Genomic DNA, 17,577 nt, shown 5'->3' on the forward strand with positions numbered 1-17,577 from the left:
GCCATGGATATCTTATTTCTATTTTTGATGGTGATTGGCTTCATGCTCGTCGGCGTGCCAATCGCAGTTTCTCTTGGTCTTTCCAGTATTCTTTTCCTTTTGATTCATTCGGATGCGTCTTTGGCGTCTGTTGCTCAAACGTTGTTTAATGCATTTGCTGGACACTACACTCTGCTAGCAATTCCATTCTTCATTTTAGCTTCAAGCTTTATGTCGACAGGTGGTGTAGCGAAACGGATCATTCGTTTCGCGATTGCGATTGTAGGCTGGTTCCGTGGTGGTTTAGCGATGGCTTCGGTTGTCGCTTGTATGATGTTTGCCGCGCTGTCAGGTTCATCTCCAGCAACGGTTGTTGCCATAGGTAGCATCGTTATCGCAGGTATGATCAAAAACGGTTACTCAAAAGAGTTTGCGGCCGGCGTAATTTGTAACGCAGGTACGCTAGGGATTTTGATTCCGCCGTCTATCGTTATGGTAGTTTACGCTGCCGCGACCGATGTGTCAGTTGGACGCATGTTTCTCGGTGGTGTGATTCCCGGTTTGCTAGCGGGTGTCATGTTGATGATAGCGATCTATATTGCTGCCCGTATTAAGAACCTGCCAAAACAACCATTTGTCGGTTGGAAAGAGACGTTTGATGCAGCTAAGGATGCAAGCTGGGGCTTGTTGCTGGTGGTGATCATTCTCGGTGGTATTTATGGCGGTATTTTCACCCCAACAGAAGCCGCTGCAGTTGCTGCTGTGTACTCGTTCTTTATTGCCAACTTTGTATACAAAGACATGGGGCCATTTGCAGACAAGAAAAACACTAAACCTGCGCTCGTTAAAATCTTCCAAACCTTCGTTCATAAAGACACCAAACACACGCTTTATGAAGCGGGTAAACTCACCATCATGCTGCTTTTCATTATTGCCAATGCGTTAATTTTGAAGCACGTTCTCACGGAAGAACGCATCCCGCAAATGATCACAGAGTCGATGATGTCAGCTGGTCTAGGACCAATCACCTTCTTGATTGTGGTGAACGTATTGCTGTTGATTGGTGGTCAGTTTATGGAGCCATCAGGCTTATTGATCATTGTTGCACCACTGGTGTTCCCAATTGCGATAGCACTGGGGATCGACCCAATTCACTTAGGTATTATGATGGTGGTGAATATGGAGATAGGTATGATAACACCACCTGTTGGGCTTAACTTGTTTGTTACTGCAGGTGTTGCCAAAATGTCGATGATGAATGTAGTAAAAGCCGCACTGCCATGGGTGGCGGTGATGTTCCTATTCCTCATTATTGTAACGTACGTGCCATGGGTGTCGACTTGGTTACCAACCACCTTGATGGGGCCAGAAATCATTACTAAGTAATGGCACCAGATATTTGAAGAAAAACAAAAGAGGTGTGATGATTCACACCTCTTCGTCTATGGGTTTGTAGCTAGGCCTACGAGGGTCTGGGTGGACTCGCCGCTCGTAGCTTCGCCACTTCTTTTTATTCTTGCGCCGCTCCTCGCCTGAACGTCTCTCTTCTTGATATTGCCCGTCTACCATCACGGTATCTGTAATGATCGGTATTCTCACTTTCTCGTTCATATCCGTAACAACCATGATGAATCAATTATTAAAAATTATGATTCAAGTTGGATATAATACCAATCCTTGAGAATCGTTTTATTTATAGAGCTCTTTATCTATTTGATAGCGTTGCATTTTGTCATACAGAGTTTTTCGAGGCACATTCAGTTGCGCCATTGTTTGTTTAATGCTGCCGTTATTTTCCAGTAATGCGCCTTCAATGGCAGCTCTCTCGAACTCTGCTACTTGTTCTGCAAGACTTGAAGAAGGCTTGGCAACCGGAGTCGATTCTCCTAACTGAATTAATTTACCCAATAGCACGAAACGCTCTGCTGCATTTCTTAGCTCGCGAACATTGCCTGGCCAGTCATGGTTCATCAGTTGGGCGAGGTCGTGGGATGACAAGCTAGGAGAGCTTTTACCGTAACGTGAAGCCGCTACCAATAGGAAGTGATGGAAGAGGGCAGGGATGTCTTCTTTCCGTTCACGCAGTGGTGGGAGATCTAAGGTAACCACATTCAGTCGATAGTAAAGATCTTGGCGAAAGGTTCCCTCTTCAGCAGCGCGTTTCAAATCGACTTTGGTTGCGGCAATTACTCGAATATCTAAGGGCAAGAGTTCATTCGAGCCGACACGCTCAATCACACGCTCTTGCAGTACTCTCAGTAAACGGATTTGGGCTTGGATTGGCATTGACTCGATTTCATCCAAGAAAAGTGTACCGCCTTGAGCAAATTCAAACTTACCGATACGGCGGCTTTCTGCGCCAGTAAATGCGCCTTTTTCATGCCCGTAGAGTTCGCTCTCAATCAAATTCTCTGGTACTGCACCACAATTTACTGCGACAAAGTTTTGGTTCCGTCGAGAGCTTTGCTCATGCAAAGAACGGGCGATTAACTCTTTACCTGTACCAGTTTCGCCAAACAATAAGATATCTGCATCAGTATCGGCGATGTGAGCAATGGTTTCGCGTAACATTTGAATGCTAGACGTTTCTCCGATAACACGAGGTCCGAGCGTTTTACTTGCCTTGAGAGACAGGCGTAACTTCTCGTTTTCAACCGTTAATTGGCGCTTCTCAATGGCGCGCTTGACGGTTTCAACTAGGTGCTCAGGTGGGAATGGCTTTTCGATAAAATCATACGCTCCTTGGTGTAACGCATTAACCGCCATTGAGATATCGCCATGACCAGTAATCATAATCACGGGAAGATGGGTGTCTTTGCGCACAAGGGTATTCAGTAAATCCATCCCTGAAATACCGGGTAAGCAAATATCGGTAATCACCACACCTGGCTCGGCTCCCTGCTTAATGGCGAGTAAGGCAGATTCAGCGTCTGGAAAGAATGTGGCATCGATATCTGCCAATTCAAACGTTTGTTCTATTGCCAGTCTAAGATCGGCTTCATCATCAATAAAAAACACCTGACACATGATCTCATCCTTTTGATTGTTCTGTGTTGTTAGGAGCGATAGGTAAACACAATGAAAATCGAGCTCCGCCTTGTTCTCGATTTTGGGCACATAATCTTCCGTTCATACTGGCTAAGATTTGTTGCGAGATAGAGAGTCCTAAACCTAACCCATTTTGTTTGGTAGTTAGGAAAGGCTCACATAAGTCCGAAAGTGAGAAATCTCCAAGCCCTGGACCATTGTCATCTACATGAATCCAAACCAAACCGACATGTTCGTCTTGCTCTATGGATAATTGTACTTGTTTGTCTTGTTTGTCTTGTTTGTCTTGTTTCTCTTTGAGAGCCTCTATCGCATTGGTCAGTAAATTAACCAACACTTGTTCAAGTTGAATGATATTGATCTGAACTTCAACATCGTGCTCTGGTACCTGCGTTTCTAGCGTGACACGTGCAGATTTAAGTGCGGGTTTCATCAGCTCTTTGACTGAGGCAATTACTGGAAAAAAACGAGATTGAGCCAGCTCGTTTCCACTGGTTTTTTTAGCGAAAGAACGAAGCTGCTGACTGATGTTTGCCATACGATCAGTGAGGGCTGAGATGCGAGTTAGATTATCTTCCACTCGCTCATATTTTTCTTTTTGGAGGAACAGCTTGCCGTTTTCAGCAAAGCTACGAATGGCCGCAAGTGGATTATTCAGTTCATGACTGATACTGGCTGACATTTGCCCCAATACTGCTAGTTTCGCAGCTTGAACGAGTTCGTCTTGCGTTAGGCGAAGTGTTTGTTCCGTTTCAATTCTCTGGGCGATTTCTGCTTGCAATTCTGCGGTGCGAGCCATGACTTGATATTCAAGTTTTTGATTTGCCTCTTGCTGAATTCTCTCAAGTTGTAAGTGGCGTTGTTGACGGTGATAGATGAGCTGGCCAATTAAAAACAACACGGTGAATGCAAGAGTAAGTACAAAAATGTAACCCATTGTGAGCCAGACGATAGACTGCTTAGGAGATAGTACACGGATGGTCAGCTTGAGCTCTGGTAGGGGCAACGAAGAGACCACCAAGGTCCCTTTGTTATATGGGTAACCTTGTTTTAGCTCAGAATGCGTTTCCTCCACATTGCCCACCAGTCCTAGGGTTTCAATTGGCTCATCAAGATATTGTCGGCTTGCCCAAACTTGCTTTTTTTCATTCTCAGTCAGCGGTTGTAAGCTTTTGAGTAGCCAATCACTTCGGCTACTCATGAAAACAATCCCGTGCGGATCGCTCGCGACGAACACACTATTTGGCTGCTGCCAGTTGTCTTCTATCTTACTCAAGTCCATCTTAACCACGACCACACCAAGTACGCCGCCCGCGTATATGATCGGATAAGAATAGTAGTAGCCACGCTTACCCGAAGTCGAACCCAGCGCGTAGTATTGGCTTCGTTCCCCAACGATTGCTTGTTTGAAATAAGGGCGGAACGCAAAATTTCGTCCAATAAAAGATCGCTCTTTACGCCAGTTGCTGGCCGCGATCGTTGTACCCCATTGATCGATTAAATAGGTATCTGCCGCTTCAATCACGTCATTAACGGATTCTAAATACCGATTGGTGAGTTCCAGTTGGGCACTGTTATTTGGATGCAGTAACGCTTGATGGAGAGGGTCATCTTTAGCCAGAAGGTTAGGGATATGGGCGTATTTATCGAGTTTGTTTTTAATATGACTAGAAAATTGCTCAAGTTGGGACTGGTGTTTATCAAGCAATGATTGATAACTAGTCTGCCAAACCCAATGACCACCTATGATTGCGCAAAGGAAATAGAAGGCAAAAAAAGTCAGCAGAATCCGGTTTTTTTGCGACATCCTTACACTCCTTAAACCTTTCCTTTGGTCACGTAAGAAAATGTTAATAGTTTGTAGGGAGGATTAGGGATTTAGTTTTCAACTCTGTGGAGTAAAACAAGAGCAAGATCTCTTTTTAGGCTTTTCGATAAAAAAACCGGTCGATTCTCTTGAAAAAGTCGCTATTGTCCCCATTCTAGATATGCTGACGATACTTAGACGGTGTTTGAATCGCATTTTTGAAGAAAAAATGGGTCAGCATTCGAGAATTTAGCGCAGACAATGTCCACATAGTGGCTATTGGCTCGACAGGGTTGCGACAGATCGCTAGAATGTCGCGTCTAAAAATTCTGTCCTGAGGCTAATAGGAGATACCTTTGGTAATTTTATCGAAGATATCACTGATTAGTCCGGTACTGACAAACAGTATCGATACTCGATTTAAATTAGGTGTTCGGACAGAACACTACACAAGGATGAAGCGTAAGCTCCGCTGAGTTTCGCTCATACGCTCGGAAAACCGAGCCACTTTAGAGGTTTATATATAATGCAAGTTACTGTTGAAACGCTAGAGGGCCTAGAGCGCCGTCTAAACATTACTGTTCCAGCTGCAAACATCGAAGACGCTGTAACAGCTGAACTACGCAACATCGCTAAAAACCGTCGTTTCGATGGTTTCCGTAAGGGTAAAGTGCCTCTAAAAATGGTTGCTAAGATGTACGGCAAAGCAGTACGTCAAGACGTTCTTGGTGAAGTTATGCAACGCCACTTCATCGAAGCTATCGTTAAAGAGAAAATCAACCCAGCTGGCGCTCCAACTTTCGCTCCTGTAGAAAACAAAGAAGGTTCAGACCTAGTTTTCACTGCAACTTTTGAAGTTTACCCAGAAGTTGAGCTTCAAGGCCTAGAAAACATCACTGTTGAAAAACCGCTAACTGAAGTTAAAGACGCAGACGTAGAAGAGATGATCGATACTCTACGTAAGCAACAAGCTACTTGGGTTGAAGTTGAAGAAGCAGCAGAAGATGGCAAACGCGTAAGCATTGACTTCGTTGGTTCTATCGACGGTGAAGAATTCGAGGGCGGTAAAGCTGAGAACTTCCCACTAGAAATGGGCGCTGGTCGCATGATTCCTGGTTTCGAAGACGGTATCGCAGGTAAAACTGCAGGTATGGAATTCGACATCGATGTGACTTTCCCAGAAGATTACCACGCTGAAAACCTAAAAGGTAAAGCAGCTAAGTTCGCAATCAAAGTGAACAAAGTTGAAGCTCGTGAACTACCAGAACTAAACGACGAGTTCGTTGCTAAGTTCGGTGTTGTTGAAGGCGGTGTTGAAGCACTTAAAGCTGAAGTTCGTAAAAACATGGAACGCGAGCTTAAGCAAGCTGTTAAGAACCGCATCAAAGAGCAAGCGATTGACGGTCTAGTTGAGCAAAACGACATCAACGTACCATCAGCGCTTATCGAGCAAGAAATCCAAGTTCTACGTCAACAAGCTGCACAACGCTTCGGTGGTAACCCAGAAGCTGCTGCTCAGCTTCCACGTGAGTTGTTCGAAGAGCAAGCTAAACGTCGCGTAGTAGTTGGTCTTCTACTAGGTGAAGTAATCAAGTCTGAAGAGCTAAAAGCGGACGACGAGAAAGTTAAAGCTCTAATTGAAGAAATGGCTACTGCATACGAAGATCCATCAGAAGTTATTGCTTACTACGAGCAAAACGAAGAAATGATGAACAACATGCGCAATGTAGCTCTAGAAGAGCAAGCAATCGACGCGATCATCGCTAAAGCACAGGTTTCTGAGAAAGAAGTAGGCTTCAACGAGCTACTTAACCAACAACAACCTGCTGCTTAATAAGCAATATCTTGCGTAGAAGGTTGACTTAACGTTAACTATTCTGCTAACAATGGTCCGTATGATAGTCATCATCCGGGCCATTTATTTTAGGGACATAAGAATATGAGCTACCAAGAAAAAAATGCAATGTCGCCAATTATGGACGCGCTAGTACCAATGGTGGTTGAACAAACTTCCCGAGGCGAGCGCTCTTACGACATATACTCACGTCTGCTGAAAGAGCGCGTGATTTTTTTAACGGGTCAAGTGGAAGACCACATGGCAAACCTTGTCGTGGCTCAGCTACTTTTCCTAGAATCTGAAAATCCAGATAAAGATATTTTCCTATACATCAACTCGCCAGGCGGCAGCGTAACAGCTGGTATGTCTATCTACGATACCATGCAGTTTATTAAGCCAAATGTTAGCACTGTATGTATGGGTCAAGCATGTTCAATGGGTGCCTTCCTGCTTGCAGGTGGTGCGCCAGGTAAGCGTTACGTACTGCCTAACTCTCGTGTAATGATCCACCAACCATTGGGTGGTTTCCAGGGTCAAGCTTCTGATATCCAAATCCATGCTCAGGAAATCCTGACCATTAAGCAGAAGCTAAACAAGTTGTTAGCAGAACATACTGGCCAACCTCTTGAAGTCATTGAGCGCGATACTGATCGTGATAACTTCATGTCATCAGAGCAGGCTGTGGAATACGGTATCGTGGATGCAGTGTTAAGCCACCGCGGCGAGTAATTAGCCAGCGCATTTTGGCAAAAATTGATATACACTCATTCATGAAGAGTAAAGGCTAAGAGGTTAGCGAATGACAGATAAAAGCAAAGAAAGTGGCAGCGGTAAATTGCTGTACTGTTCTTTCTGCGGCAAAAGTCAGCACGAAGTTCGCAAGCTAATCGCAGGTCCGTCAGTGTACATTTGCGACGAGTGTGTCGACTTATGTAACGATATTATTCGCGAAGAAATCAAGGATGTTCTCCCTAAGAAAGAATCTGAAGCGTTACCAACGCCAAAACAGATCCGTGAACACCTTGATGACTATGTGATCGGGCAAGATTACGCGAAAAAAGTGCTCGCAGTTGCGGTATATAACCACTACAAGCGTTTACGCAATGGTGATACAACGAGTGAAGGTGTAGAGCTTGGTAAAAGTAACATCCTTCTAATTGGCCCAACAGGTAGCGGTAAAACACTACTTGCTGAGACATTAGCTCGATTCTTGGATGTGCCATTTACAATGGCAGACGCAACCACACTAACCGAGGCTGGTTATGTGGGTGAAGACGTTGAAAACATCATCCAAAAGCTTCTGCAAAAATGTGATTACGATGTAGCTAAAGCTGAACGCGGCATCGTTTACATTGATGAAATTGATAAAATTTCACGCAAAGCTGAAAACCCATCTATTACGCGTGACGTATCTGGTGAAGGTGTTCAGCAGGCGCTACTAAAACTTATCGAAGGTACGGTTGCATCGGTTCCACCTCAAGGTGGTCGTAAGCACCCTCAGCAAGAATTCCTACAAGTGGACACGTCGAAGATCCTGTTCATCTGTGGTGGTGCATTTGCTGGCCTAGATAAGGTGATTGAGCAGCGTGTTGCAACAGGTACAGGTATTGGCTTCGGTGCTGAAGTTCGTTCTAAAAACGAATCGAAGACCGTGGGTGAGTTATTTACTCAGGTTGAGCCTGAGGATCTAGTGAAGTACGGACTCATTCCAGAATTCATTGGTCGTCTTCCTGTGACAACAACCCTGACTGAGCTTGATGAAGAAGCGTTGATTCAGATCCTATGTGAACCGAAGAACGCATTAACCAAGCAATACGCAGCATTGTTTGAGCTTGAAAACGCCGAACTTGAGTTCCGAGAAGATGCGCTGCGCGCTATCGCTAAGAAAGCAATGGAGCGTAAGACAGGTGCTCGTGGTTTACGCTCGATCCTTGAAGGCGTATTACTGGAAACCATGTACGAACTGCCATCTGCGACAGACGTAAGTAAGGTCGTGATTGATGAGTCCGTCATCAATGGTGAGTCAGAGCCATTGCTTATTTATAGCAACTCAGACAATCAGGCCGCTGGAGCAGAATAAATTCAGCCGTAATGAAAAAGGAGGTAAGTAATTACCTCCTTTTTTTATTTCTCTTATTGAATCCAAACAATTAGCCCCCATATAAATCGATAAGTAATACGTAAACGTGAAAGCGGAAGAGAGAATTATATGAACTTGGAACGTTCCGAGCGTATCGAGATCCCGGTACTACCTCTACGTGACGTAGTGGTCTACCCGCACATGGTTATTCCATTGTTTGTTGGTCGTGAGAAATCGATTAGCTGTTTAGAAACGGCGATGGAAACCAACAAACAAGTTCTTCTTGTGGCACAAAAGCAAGCTGATACTGATGAGCCTACGGTTGACGACCTATTTGAAGTAGGTACGGTAGCCACCATTCTCCAGCTACTGAAGCTTCCGGATGGCACAGTAAAAGTACTGGTTGAAGGCCAGCAACGTGCGAAAATCAATCACTTTAAAGAGAGTGACTTCTTCCTAGCGGAAGCGGAATTTGTGGTTACGCCAGAATTGGATGAGCGTGAGCAAGAAGTGATTGTTCGCAGTGCGATCAATCAGTTTGAAGGCTTTATTAAGCTAAACAAGAAGATTCCACCAGAAGTTCTCACCTCACTCAACGGTATCGACGAAGCGGCTCGCTTAGCGGATACTATTGCAGCCCATATGCCGTTGAAGCTGGTGGATAAGCAGCAAGTACTTGAAATTGTTGATGTCACTGAGCGTCTGGAATTCCTAATGGGCCAGATGGAATCAGAGATCGATTTGCTGCAAGTTGAAAAACGCATTCGTGGTCGCGTTAAAAAGCAAATGGAAAAATCTCAGCGTGAGTACTATCTGAATGAGCAAATGAAAGCGATTCAGAAAGAACTTGGTGAGATGGAAGACGCACCAGACGAGTTCGAAACGCTGCAGAAGAAGATTGACGAATCAAAAATGCCTCAAGAGGCACGTGAAAAGACTGAGCAAGAGCTGCAAAAGCTTAAGATGATGTCTCCAATGTCTGCCGAAGCAACAGTGGTTCGTAGCTACATCGATTGGATGGTCAGCGTGCCTTGGGCTAAACGCTCAAAAGTTAAGAAAAATTTAGCGAAAGCAGAAGAGATTCTTAATGAAGACCACTACGGTCTAGAGCGCGTAAAAGAGCGTATTCTTGAATACTTGGCGGTTCAAAACCGAATCAATAAGTTAAAAGGTCCAATCCTTTGTCTTGTTGGTCCTCCAGGTGTGGGTAAAACGTCTCTTGGTCGTTCAATTGCTTCTGCTACAGGTCGTAAGTACGTTCGTATGGCGCTGGGTGGTGTACGTGATGAAGCAGAAATCCGCGGTCACCGCCGTACTTACATTGGCTCATTGCCAGGTAAATTAATCCAGAAGATGTCGAAAGTTGGCGTGAAGAACCCATTGTTCTTATTGGACGAAATCGACAAAATGTCTTCAGATATGCGCGGCGATCCGGCATCAGCGCTACTAGAAGTACTTGATCCTGAACAGAATAACTCGTTCAACGATCACTACTTAGAAGTGGATTACGACCTTTCTGACGTTATGTTCGTTGCAACCTCGAACTCGATGAACATTCCAGGTCCATTGTTAGACCGTATGGAAGTTATTCGTTTATCTGGTTACACCGAAGACGAGAAGCTGAACATTGCAAAACGTCACCTTGTTGATAAGCAAGTGAAGCGCAATGGTCTAAAACCGGATGAGATCATCATTGAAGACTCTGCGATTATTGGCATCATCCGTTATTACACTCGTGAAGCGGGTGTCCGTAACTTAGAACGTGAGATCTCTAAGATCTGCCGTAAAGCCGTGAAGAACATCTTGCTGGATAAAGACATCAAGTCAGTAACGGTAACGATGGACAACCTAAAAGAGTACTTGGGTGTTCAACGTTTCGATTACGGTAAAGCGGATGAAAGTAACCGAATTGGTCAAGTGACAGGTCTAGCTTGGACAGAAGTGGGTGGTGATCTGCTAACGATTGAAACTCAATCTATGCCAGGTAAAGGTAAGCTGACGCAAACGGGCTCTCTTGGTGACGTGATGCAAGAGTCTATCCAAGCCGCAATGACAGTAGTTCGCTCTCGTGCAGAAAAACTGGGTATCAATACTGACTTCTACGAGAAGAAAGATATTCACGTGCACGTACCGGAAGGCGCGACGCCAAAAGATGGCCCAAGTGCGGGTACTGCAATGTGTACTGCTTTGGTTTCAGCTCTGACAGGTAACCCTGTGAAAGCAGAGGTAGCGATGACGGGTGAAATCACACTGCGTGGTGAAGTCCTGCCTATCGGTGGCCTAAAAGAGAAGTTACTTGCGGCACACCGTGGCGGCATTAAGACTGTGCTAATTCCAAAAGACAACGAACGTGATTTGGAAGAGATTCCTGATAATGTTATCGCTGATCTGGAAGTCATCCCTGTACAGTGGATTGATGAAGTACTGAAAGTCGCACTAGAGCGAGACCCGACGGGCGTTGAGTTTGAGTCTCAAAAATAGTGATGTGCAGCAAAAATAAGTAAAAGTTTACGCTGATAAGTCTAAAAAGGCTTGTCAGCGTTTTTTTTGGGCGCTAAGTTAGTTTCGATAGCTGCCAGCCCTTGACGAATAAGGGATGGAGCATATTTTCTTAACAATGGAACGAAAGTCATCACAAAAATAATCACAGATGACACAAAGGGGAAATTACAGTGAATAAAACTCAGTTAGTAGAACAAATCGCAGAAAATGCAGACATTTCTAAAGCGTCAGCGGGTCGTGCTCTAGATGCATTCATCGAAGCAGTAAGCGGTACTCTTCAGTCTGGTGATCAAGTTGCTCTAGTTGGCTTTGGTACATTTAGCGTTCGTACTCGTGCTGCACGTACTGGTCGTAACCCAAAAACTGGTGAAGAAATCCAAATCGCAGAAGCAAAAGTACCAGCTTTTAAAGCTGGTAAAGCACTGAAAGACGCTTGTAACTAATCACAGCGTTAATTCTGTAACCGGCCATTTGCTTAACTTTTGCTCAAACAATAAGTTTCGAACAAAAATTTACAAACTTCGAGCCGAACTTTCTTAAATTATGCGCATCATACTGATGCGCATTTCTTTTTCTGATATTATTGCGCCATTATTTCTATTAGATAGAAGCAGTAGGCTTCAATTGTGGAGAGCAGTTAAATTATGATGGATCGACTACGCGAAGGCGTGAATAGCATCGCGGTCAAAATTATCCTTGGGCTTATCATCCTGTCTTTCGTATTTGCAGGTGTAGGTAGCTACATCGTTAGTGGTAACAACAACTCTGCAGCGAAAGTCGGTAACACTGAGATTCCTCGTGGTGAGTTCGAGATGGCATACCAAAATGAGCGTAACCGTATGCAAGCTCAGTTGGGTGACTACTTCTCTCAAATGCTGGCTGACCCTGCATATGTTGAATCTTTCCGCAAATCCGTTTTAGATCGAATGATCAATGACGTGTTGCTTGACCAACAAGCAGAAGCTTTAGGTCTGCGAATCAGCGACACCCAAGTTCGTAGCATGATTCTAGACATGCCTCAATTCCAATCTAATGGTCAGTTCGATCAAGAGATCTATCAAGCTTCTCTGCGTCGTGCAGGCTTTTCGCCAGACTCTTTTGCTGAGTACATGCGTCGTGAATTGGTTCGTGAACAACTGCTGAATGCACTACAAAACAGTGAATTTATTCTGCCAGGTGAAGTACAGGCAGAAGGTAAGCTGTTCACTCAAACTCGTGATATTCGCACGATTAAAATCGACTTAGCAGAGTTTGCGAAAAACATTGAATTGACTGACGAAGAAATTCAACAGTACTACAAAGCAAACCCTGATAACTTTACTCGCCCAGAGCAGGTTAAAGTCGCTTATATCGAACTGTCTGCTGAAGCGCTAAAGGAACAAGTTAATGTTTCTGAGGCTGAGGTGAAAAAGTACTACGATGAGCACTTAAACAAATATTCTTCAGAAGAGCAGCGCCGTGTCGCTCATATTCTTGTAGAAGGGGACGATGAAGCAAAAGCGCAGGTTATCTTAGATGAGCTAAATGCGGGAGCAGATTTTGCAACGCTTGCTCAAGAGAAATCTGACGATTTTGGCAGTGCTGAAAACGGCGGTGACTTAGGTTGGATTGAGCGTGATGTGATGGACCCTGCTTTTGAAGAAGCGGCATTCGCGTTGAAGAATCCAGGCGATACGTCGGGTCTAGTAAAGTCGGACTTTGGTTACCATATTATCAAGCTTGAAGAGCTAAAAGACTCTGTGGCGAAGCCATTTGAAGAAGTAGCCGCTGAAATAAAACAAGAAATGGTTGACCAACAAGCAGTTGATCAATTCTACGAGCTACAAAGCGAGCTTGAGCGCGTAGCGTTTGAATACCCAGACTCATTGTATGACGCTTCTCAAGCGGTTAACCAAGAAGTGAAGACAACGGACTTTATTTCTCAAGTTGACGCACCTGAAGTGCTTCGTAACCCTGCGGTAATGCAAGCTATCCTTAGCCCAGAAGTAAAAGAAGATGGCTTAAACTCTGAAGCTATCGAAGTTGCACCTGAACATATTATTGTTGTTCGTGTTGAAGACGCACGTGATGAGACGGTTCTTCCACTAGAAGAAGTGAAAGATCAGGTTATTGCAGAGCTTTCTCGCGTTAAGGGTGAGCAAGATGCGATGGAACTTGGTACACAGGTTGTTGCTGCATTGAAAGAAGGTAAGACAGATGTGCTTACTGAAAACAACCTTGCATTTGGTGAACAAGAGACAGTAGATCGCCGTTCTCCGTTGGCAACAACGGTATTCGCGATGGCAAAACCAGTCGATGGTAAGCCAGTATATGGCCAGTCTAAAGATCTTGAAGGTAACATTGTTATCATCGAGCTTGATGCTGTAAATGCTGAGCTAGATAGTGATTTAGAAGAGCAAGTTGCGATGCAAATGCAGCGAGCATCTTCTCAGCAAGACCTATCCTCTGTGCTAGCTGTACTGCGCGCAAACACTGACATTGAGTACTTTATTGTGAGCAACTAAGCACAATTAGTGTAATTTGCATGTTAACTAAAACGGACCGCATAAGCGGTCCGTTTTATTTTTGTCTTTATTAACTTCAATCATCAATAAGCATTACTTAAATTAGTGCGCGTTTAAGTGATACCAGTCATTGCGAATATCGGGTCATCTAAGTTTGTTAAATGCATAATCACGTTGCTTTTAACAAACTTGGTACTTACTTGCTCCCGATGACTGGTTTTAGCCTACTATTTTGGAGATTGTATGTTCAATATGAAATGGATTTTGACATTGTGCTTATTTGTTTTTGCGCCTTTTAGCATGGCTGCGGATTCAGCCACTGACAAATATGAAGGAATTGAAATTACCGTAAATATCAACACGGCCTCTGCTGAAGAAATAGCGACCATGTTGAAAGGTATAGGTGAGAAGAAAGCGCAGAGTATCGTGGACTACCGCGAGGAGCATGGCCCTTTTAAAACGGCAGCAGATTTGAAGAGCGTAAAAGGCATTGGTGAAGCGACAGTTAAGAAAAACGAAGACCGCATTTTACTGTAGCTTGATGTATTTCAGATATTGAGTCTGAATTCAGAACAATATCTGTTTCCCTATTACTGCTTTCCCGAACCAACCCCTCTTTCGTGGTTCGGGATTTTTTATCCGAATAAACGACGGCGAAAACCTTTTTCCATTAGAGCCATTGTTAACCCACCGAACGCACCAAATAAATGAGCATCAATAGCAACGTTTGCGCCGATAAGCGCAGCAGTGCTGCTGGATGGACCATAGATCTGCTCCCATGCTACTTTGGCAATAAGCCCTCCGACCAACAACAGGCTGCTTCTTCTGCTTTCAAAGACTTCTCTGAGTGCCCAGAATCCAAATAGACCGTGTAGTACGCCAGATAATCCCACGTACACCGACATATTGGTAAACAAATTCATTGCGCCAACAAATGCACACAAGAGTGAGAAAACGATAAGGAAGTTGCGAGTGCTTGGACGAAAAATAAAAGTAATGATCCACAATCCTGCCAGGTTCATACCTAAGTGCGCAAAGTTGGTATGTGTGAGATTTCCTGTTACGATTCGCCACCATTCGCCATGGCGTATATTGTAGCTGTGCCACTCGGTTAGGCTTGCCATTGGTTCGAATTGAAGTATCAAACAGATCACGCTGATAATACTCAGCAAGGTATAAAGGTTCACTCTATGTCTCGTTATTGTTCTCGTTGTGGAAAGTCGCAAAAAGCGTGTATTTGCCAATGGATTGTACCGTTGGCAAGCGAGGTAGAACTTATCATTCTTCAGCACACGAGTGAAGAACATCGTCCGCTTGGTACGGCACGGATTCTCAATTTGAGTTTAGATAACTGTATTTGTCTGATAGGAGAGGACTTTTCTGGTGATGATGTCTTAAATCACTTGTTGGCGGATGAATCATATCAACATTTTGTTCTTTACCCATCGGAACAGTCACGATGCATCTCTGAAATCAATCAAGCGAGCCGTAGTGTATCTAAGAAAATACGTTTGGTTTTGCTCGATGGGACGTGGAAAAAAGCGTACAAAATGTGGCAGCTTTCTAGCAATTTACATCCACTCCCAACCGTGCAATTACCGAAGCAATTGCAAGGGCATTACACCATTCGTAAGGCGCCCTCTGAGAATAGCTTATCGACAGTCGAGGCGGGTTATCATTCGCTTCGTTTGCTTGAACCCGAGAGAGACTTTACACCGCTTATGCATGCCTTTGAAAAGATGATCGAATTCCAAATCGCCCAGATGCCGCCGGGCGTATTTGAAAAGAATTACTTGAAAGGTTGAGTGTGACTAAAGAACGATGGAAGAGAATAGCTGACGGTGAAGCTTTTGCGCATGACCATCGGTCATTGCAGAAATGTAATCGGCGATGACTCTCATCTTATTGCTCTCGCTCTTCGCCTGACACCACAGATCTTTTGTATGAACGGGCAGCAAGCGCTCTGGGTCCGCTGTTAACGCTTCAAAAATGTCCATAATAATTTGCTGACCCTTATATTCAACGATCTGGACCTGCGGGACTTGGATAACGAAGGTGCTGACAAAGTGCTTGAGTACGTCAAGTGCACGTGCCATTTGTGGCTCTAAACACGCATTCCAAGACAGTAATGGATTATTGAAAGGCTCATCCACCGCCTTGATTGAAATGCTGGTCAGGAGGGCGTTAACCATACCACCGATGGCATCTTTCCGTTCATGATGCTTACCACTAAATAGCATCTGTCCGATGGAATCGATATGTGCTTCAAACCACGGGTCGCCACAGTCCGCTAATTGACTTGCTGCGCCTTCTTGCCATTGCTGACGTGTCACCATACCAAGTACGATTGCATCTTCTAAATCATGAACTCCGTAGGCGATATCGTCCGCTAGCTCCATGATTGAGCAATCGAGTGATTTAAAACGCGTTTTACTGTGTTCAAACTCCGATTCTGGTTTTGAGCGCATTAAGCTAAGCAATGCCTTGTCGTTGTCAGAAAGCGGCGCAATTACCCAATCAAATAAGTCTTTATCACAATCATAAATGCCCTTCGCTGGGCTCCAATCTTTGGCTTTTAGTTTGCGTTGATGCTCGGCTGGTTGAGGCAACTTGACGGAGCGTGTTTGACTAATAAGGGCAGGGTACTTGATCAAACCAAGCAGTGTGCGGCGTGATAAATTCATTCCGAAATGCTCAGTATAAGGCTCTAACTTAGTGACGATACGAAAGGTTTGGGCGTTTCCCTCGAAACCGCCATGTTCGCGCATTACGTAGTTTAGAGCGACTTCTCCCCCATGACCGTATGGAGGATGCCCGATGTCGTGCGCCAAACATAATGAATCAATTAAGCTGTCTGATGGCAATAGATCACGGAACTCTGGTTGTTTTTTCTTTAACTGGGCGACGATACCGGTCCCGAGTTGCGACGCTTCTAAGGAGTGTGTTAACCGACTGCGGTGAAAGTCTTCCAAGCTATTGCCGTGTACTTGGGTTTTTGCTTGTAAGCGTCGAAATGCAGCCGAGTGAAGAATGCGCGCTCGGTCTCTTTGGTACGGGCTTCGATGGTCGTCACGACGTATTTTATGCTCATCATCATGGCGCTCTTGCCATTGCGGGTGTAATTCAAACGACACGATTATCTCCGTAAGCTAACTGATTTCATCTAACGATAATTCGAAACTTGGGGCAAAGGTATTGAGGAAGTAATCCATTTCAGGCGTTCTGCGTTCTTGCAAAGTGACGTCTAAGCGTTTTTTTGCCAGAGCGAACTCATGGTTGCCAGCGCTTAGTTCTTCGAGACATTTTAAATAGGCACAGATGGAGTCGGCTTGCTTGACGATTTTTGCGTCCTCTTCGTGTGCAGAGTTGGAAAGAAGGTAGGGGGCAAAATCATCTTGGAACTCTTCCGGTAACATTGAGAGTAATTTTTGTTCCGCTGCCGATTCTATCTTCTTATATTCTTTGGCAATTTCAGGGTTGTAATACTTCACTGGGGTTGGAAGATCACCCGTTAATACTTCACTGGAGTCATGGTACATGGCAAGAATCGCGATGCGTTCTGGATTAAGGTTACCGCCGAACTTTTTGTTTTTAATCAGGGCAAGGGCATGAGCGACAAAAGCAACTTGTAAGCTATGCTCTGAAACGTTTTCTGGTGAGACGGACCGCATTAAAGGCCAGCGTTGGATCAGCTTCATTCGAGCCAGGTGGGCGAAAAAATGGCTTTCTTTCATGGCTTTCTCCGTTTCTGGTGTAAAAAAGGAACTCACTAGGAGTTCCTCTAAGCATATGAGAGATCAGCACTAATTACTACCAGTGA

The 17,577-nt window shown here is 44.5% G+C and carries 15 protein-coding genes; 9 read left to right on the forward strand and 6 right to left on the reverse strand.

Features of this window, described 5'->3' with window-relative positions:
* Window positions 1-3 precede the first annotated feature (3 nt).
* Window positions 4-1,365: a TRAP transporter large permease gene (locus NDJ01_RS10480; protein ID WP_047009484.1), complete on the forward strand. Its 1,362-nt coding sequence runs from the start codon at window positions 4-6 to the stop codon at window positions 1,363-1,365.
* 42 nt (window positions 1,366-1,407) lie between these two features.
* Here NDJ01_RS10480 and NDJ01_RS10485 read toward each other — a convergent pair whose 3' ends face one another.
* The 3 genes from NDJ01_RS10485 to NDJ01_RS10495 form a co-directional block, all read right to left on the reverse strand.
* The gene (locus NDJ01_RS10485; RefSeq protein ID WP_041853050.1) at window positions 1,408-1,590 is read right to left on the reverse strand and encodes a hypothetical protein; all 183 of its coding nucleotides are present in this window, start codon (window positions 1,588-1,590) and stop codon (window positions 1,408-1,410) included.
* Window positions 1,591-1,668: 78 nt separating this feature from the next.
* The gene (locus tag NDJ01_RS10490; protein ID WP_005390512.1) at window positions 1,669-3,006 is read right to left on the reverse strand and encodes a sigma-54 dependent transcriptional regulator; all 1,338 of its coding nucleotides are present in this window, start codon (window positions 3,004-3,006) and stop codon (window positions 1,669-1,671) included.
* Window positions 3,007-3,010: 4 nt separating this feature from the next.
* The gene (locus tag NDJ01_RS10495; RefSeq protein WP_258586670.1) at window positions 3,011-4,834 is read right to left on the reverse strand and encodes an ATP-binding protein; all 1,824 of its coding nucleotides are present in this window, start codon (window positions 4,832-4,834) and stop codon (window positions 3,011-3,013) included.
* Window positions 4,835-5,360: 526 nt separating this feature from the next.
* Between NDJ01_RS10495 and tig the strand changes: the two genes are divergently transcribed.
* The 7 genes from tig to NDJ01_RS10535 all read left to right on the forward strand — a co-directional run bounded on the left by tig (window position 5,361) and on the right by NDJ01_RS10535 (window position 14,294).
* Window positions 5,361-6,668 carry a trigger factor gene (tig, locus tag NDJ01_RS10505; protein ID WP_047009482.1) on the forward strand — a complete coding sequence of 436 codons (1,308 nt, stop codon included), beginning with the start codon at window positions 5,361-5,363 and terminating at the stop codon, window positions 6,666-6,668.
* A 105-nt stretch (window positions 6,669-6,773) separates the two neighbouring features.
* Window positions 6,774-7,400 (forward strand): ATP-dependent Clp endopeptidase proteolytic subunit ClpP, encoded by a 627-nt coding sequence (gene clpP, locus NDJ01_RS10510; protein ID WP_005382347.1) that lies wholly within the window; start codon window positions 6,774-6,776, stop codon window positions 7,398-7,400.
* 70 nt (window positions 7,401-7,470) lie between these two features.
* Window positions 7,471-8,751, forward strand: coding sequence for an ATP-dependent protease ATP-binding subunit ClpX (gene clpX, locus NDJ01_RS10515; protein WP_005390528.1), 1,281 nt, complete (start codon window positions 7,471-7,473; stop codon window positions 8,749-8,751).
* Window positions 8,752-8,880: 129 nt separating this feature from the next.
* Window positions 8,881-11,232: an endopeptidase La gene (gene lon, locus NDJ01_RS10520; protein ID WP_005390529.1), complete on the forward strand. Its 2,352-nt coding sequence runs from the start codon at window positions 8,881-8,883 to the stop codon at window positions 11,230-11,232.
* A 191-nt stretch (window positions 11,233-11,423) separates the two neighbouring features.
* Window positions 11,424-11,696 (forward strand): HU family DNA-binding protein, encoded by a 273-nt coding sequence (locus NDJ01_RS10525; RefSeq protein ID WP_005382341.1) that lies wholly within the window; start codon window positions 11,424-11,426, stop codon window positions 11,694-11,696.
* Window positions 11,697-11,897: 201 nt separating this feature from the next.
* Window positions 11,898-13,757: a peptidylprolyl isomerase gene (gene ppiD, locus NDJ01_RS10530; RefSeq protein ID WP_258586671.1), complete on the forward strand. Its 1,860-nt coding sequence runs from the start codon at window positions 11,898-11,900 to the stop codon at window positions 13,755-13,757.
* 252 nt (window positions 13,758-14,009) lie between these two features.
* Window positions 14,010-14,294 carry a ComEA family DNA-binding protein gene (locus NDJ01_RS10535; protein WP_031780151.1) on the forward strand — a complete coding sequence of 95 codons (285 nt, stop codon included), beginning with the start codon at window positions 14,010-14,012 and terminating at the stop codon, window positions 14,292-14,294.
* Between the two features lie 98 nt (window positions 14,295-14,392).
* Here the strand turns inward: NDJ01_RS10535 and rrtA are convergent, their stop codons facing one another.
* Window positions 14,393-14,944: a rhombosortase gene (rrtA, locus tag NDJ01_RS10540; protein WP_047009480.1), complete on the reverse strand. Its 552-nt coding sequence runs from the start codon at window positions 14,942-14,944 to the stop codon at window positions 14,393-14,395.
* A 3-nt stretch (window positions 14,945-14,947) separates the two neighbouring features.
* On the opposite strand from rrtA, the gene NDJ01_RS10545 reads away from it, so the two are divergent.
* Complete coding sequence (locus NDJ01_RS10545; RefSeq protein WP_145474305.1) at window positions 14,948-15,562, forward strand: tRNA-uridine aminocarboxypropyltransferase; 615 nt, start codon at window positions 14,948-14,950, stop codon at window positions 15,560-15,562.
* Window positions 15,563-15,568: 6 nt separating this feature from the next.
* On the opposite strand, the gene NDJ01_RS10550 is transcribed toward NDJ01_RS10545, so the two are convergent.
* Together NDJ01_RS10550 and yfbR are read right to left on the reverse strand one after the other, a co-directional pair.
* The gene (locus tag NDJ01_RS10550; RefSeq protein WP_258586672.1) at window positions 15,569-16,891 is read right to left on the reverse strand and encodes an anti-phage deoxyguanosine triphosphatase; all 1,323 of its coding nucleotides are present in this window, start codon (window positions 16,889-16,891) and stop codon (window positions 15,569-15,571) included.
* A gap of 15 nt (window positions 16,892-16,906) precedes the next feature.
* Window positions 16,907-17,491, reverse strand: coding sequence for a 5'-deoxynucleotidase (gene yfbR, locus NDJ01_RS10555; protein WP_258586870.1), 585 nt, complete (start codon window positions 17,489-17,491; stop codon window positions 16,907-16,909).
* Window positions 17,492-17,577: the final 86 nt, after the last annotated feature.

The organism is Vibrio sp. HS-50-1 (assembly GCF_024747315.1).
Lineage (GTDB): Bacteria > Pseudomonadota > Gammaproteobacteria > Enterobacterales > Vibrionaceae > Vibrio > Vibrio diabolicus.

Bases quoted from the DNA above. Each gene is read 5' to 3' on its own strand.
- NDJ01_RS10480 (WP_047009484.1), top strand. From the start codon at position 4: ATGGATATCTTATTTCTATTTTTGATGGTGATTGGCTTCATGCTCGTC.
- NDJ01_RS10485 (WP_041853050.1), bottom strand. From the start codon at position 1,590: ATGAACGAGAAAGTGAGAATACCGATCATTACAGATACCGTGATGGTA.
- NDJ01_RS10490 (WP_005390512.1), bottom strand. From the start codon at position 3,006: ATGTGTCAGGTGTTTTTTATTGATGATGAAGCCGATCTTAGACTGGCA.
- NDJ01_RS10495 (WP_258586670.1), bottom strand. From the start codon at position 4,834: ATGTCGCAAAAAAACCGGATTCTGCTGACTTTTTTTGCCTTCTATTTC.
- tig (WP_047009482.1), top strand. From the start codon at position 5,361: ATGCAAGTTACTGTTGAAACGCTAGAGGGCCTAGAGCGCCGTCTAAAC.
- clpP (WP_005382347.1), top strand. From the start codon at position 6,774: ATGAGCTACCAAGAAAAAAATGCAATGTCGCCAATTATGGACGCGCTA.
- clpX (WP_005390528.1), top strand. From the start codon at position 7,471: ATGACAGATAAAAGCAAAGAAAGTGGCAGCGGTAAATTGCTGTACTGT.
- lon (WP_005390529.1), top strand. From the start codon at position 8,881: ATGAACTTGGAACGTTCCGAGCGTATCGAGATCCCGGTACTACCTCTA.
- ppiD (WP_258586671.1), top strand. From the start codon at position 11,898: ATGATGGATCGACTACGCGAAGGCGTGAATAGCATCGCGGTCAAAATT.
- NDJ01_RS10535 (WP_031780151.1), top strand. From the start codon at position 14,010: ATGAAATGGATTTTGACATTGTGCTTATTTGTTTTTGCGCCTTTTAGC.
- NDJ01_RS10545 (WP_145474305.1), top strand. From the start codon at position 14,948: ATGTCTCGTTATTGTTCTCGTTGTGGAAAGTCGCAAAAAGCGTGTATT.
- yfbR (WP_258586870.1), bottom strand. From the start codon at position 17,491: ATGAAAGAAAGCCATTTTTTCGCCCACCTGGCTCGAATGAAGCTGATC.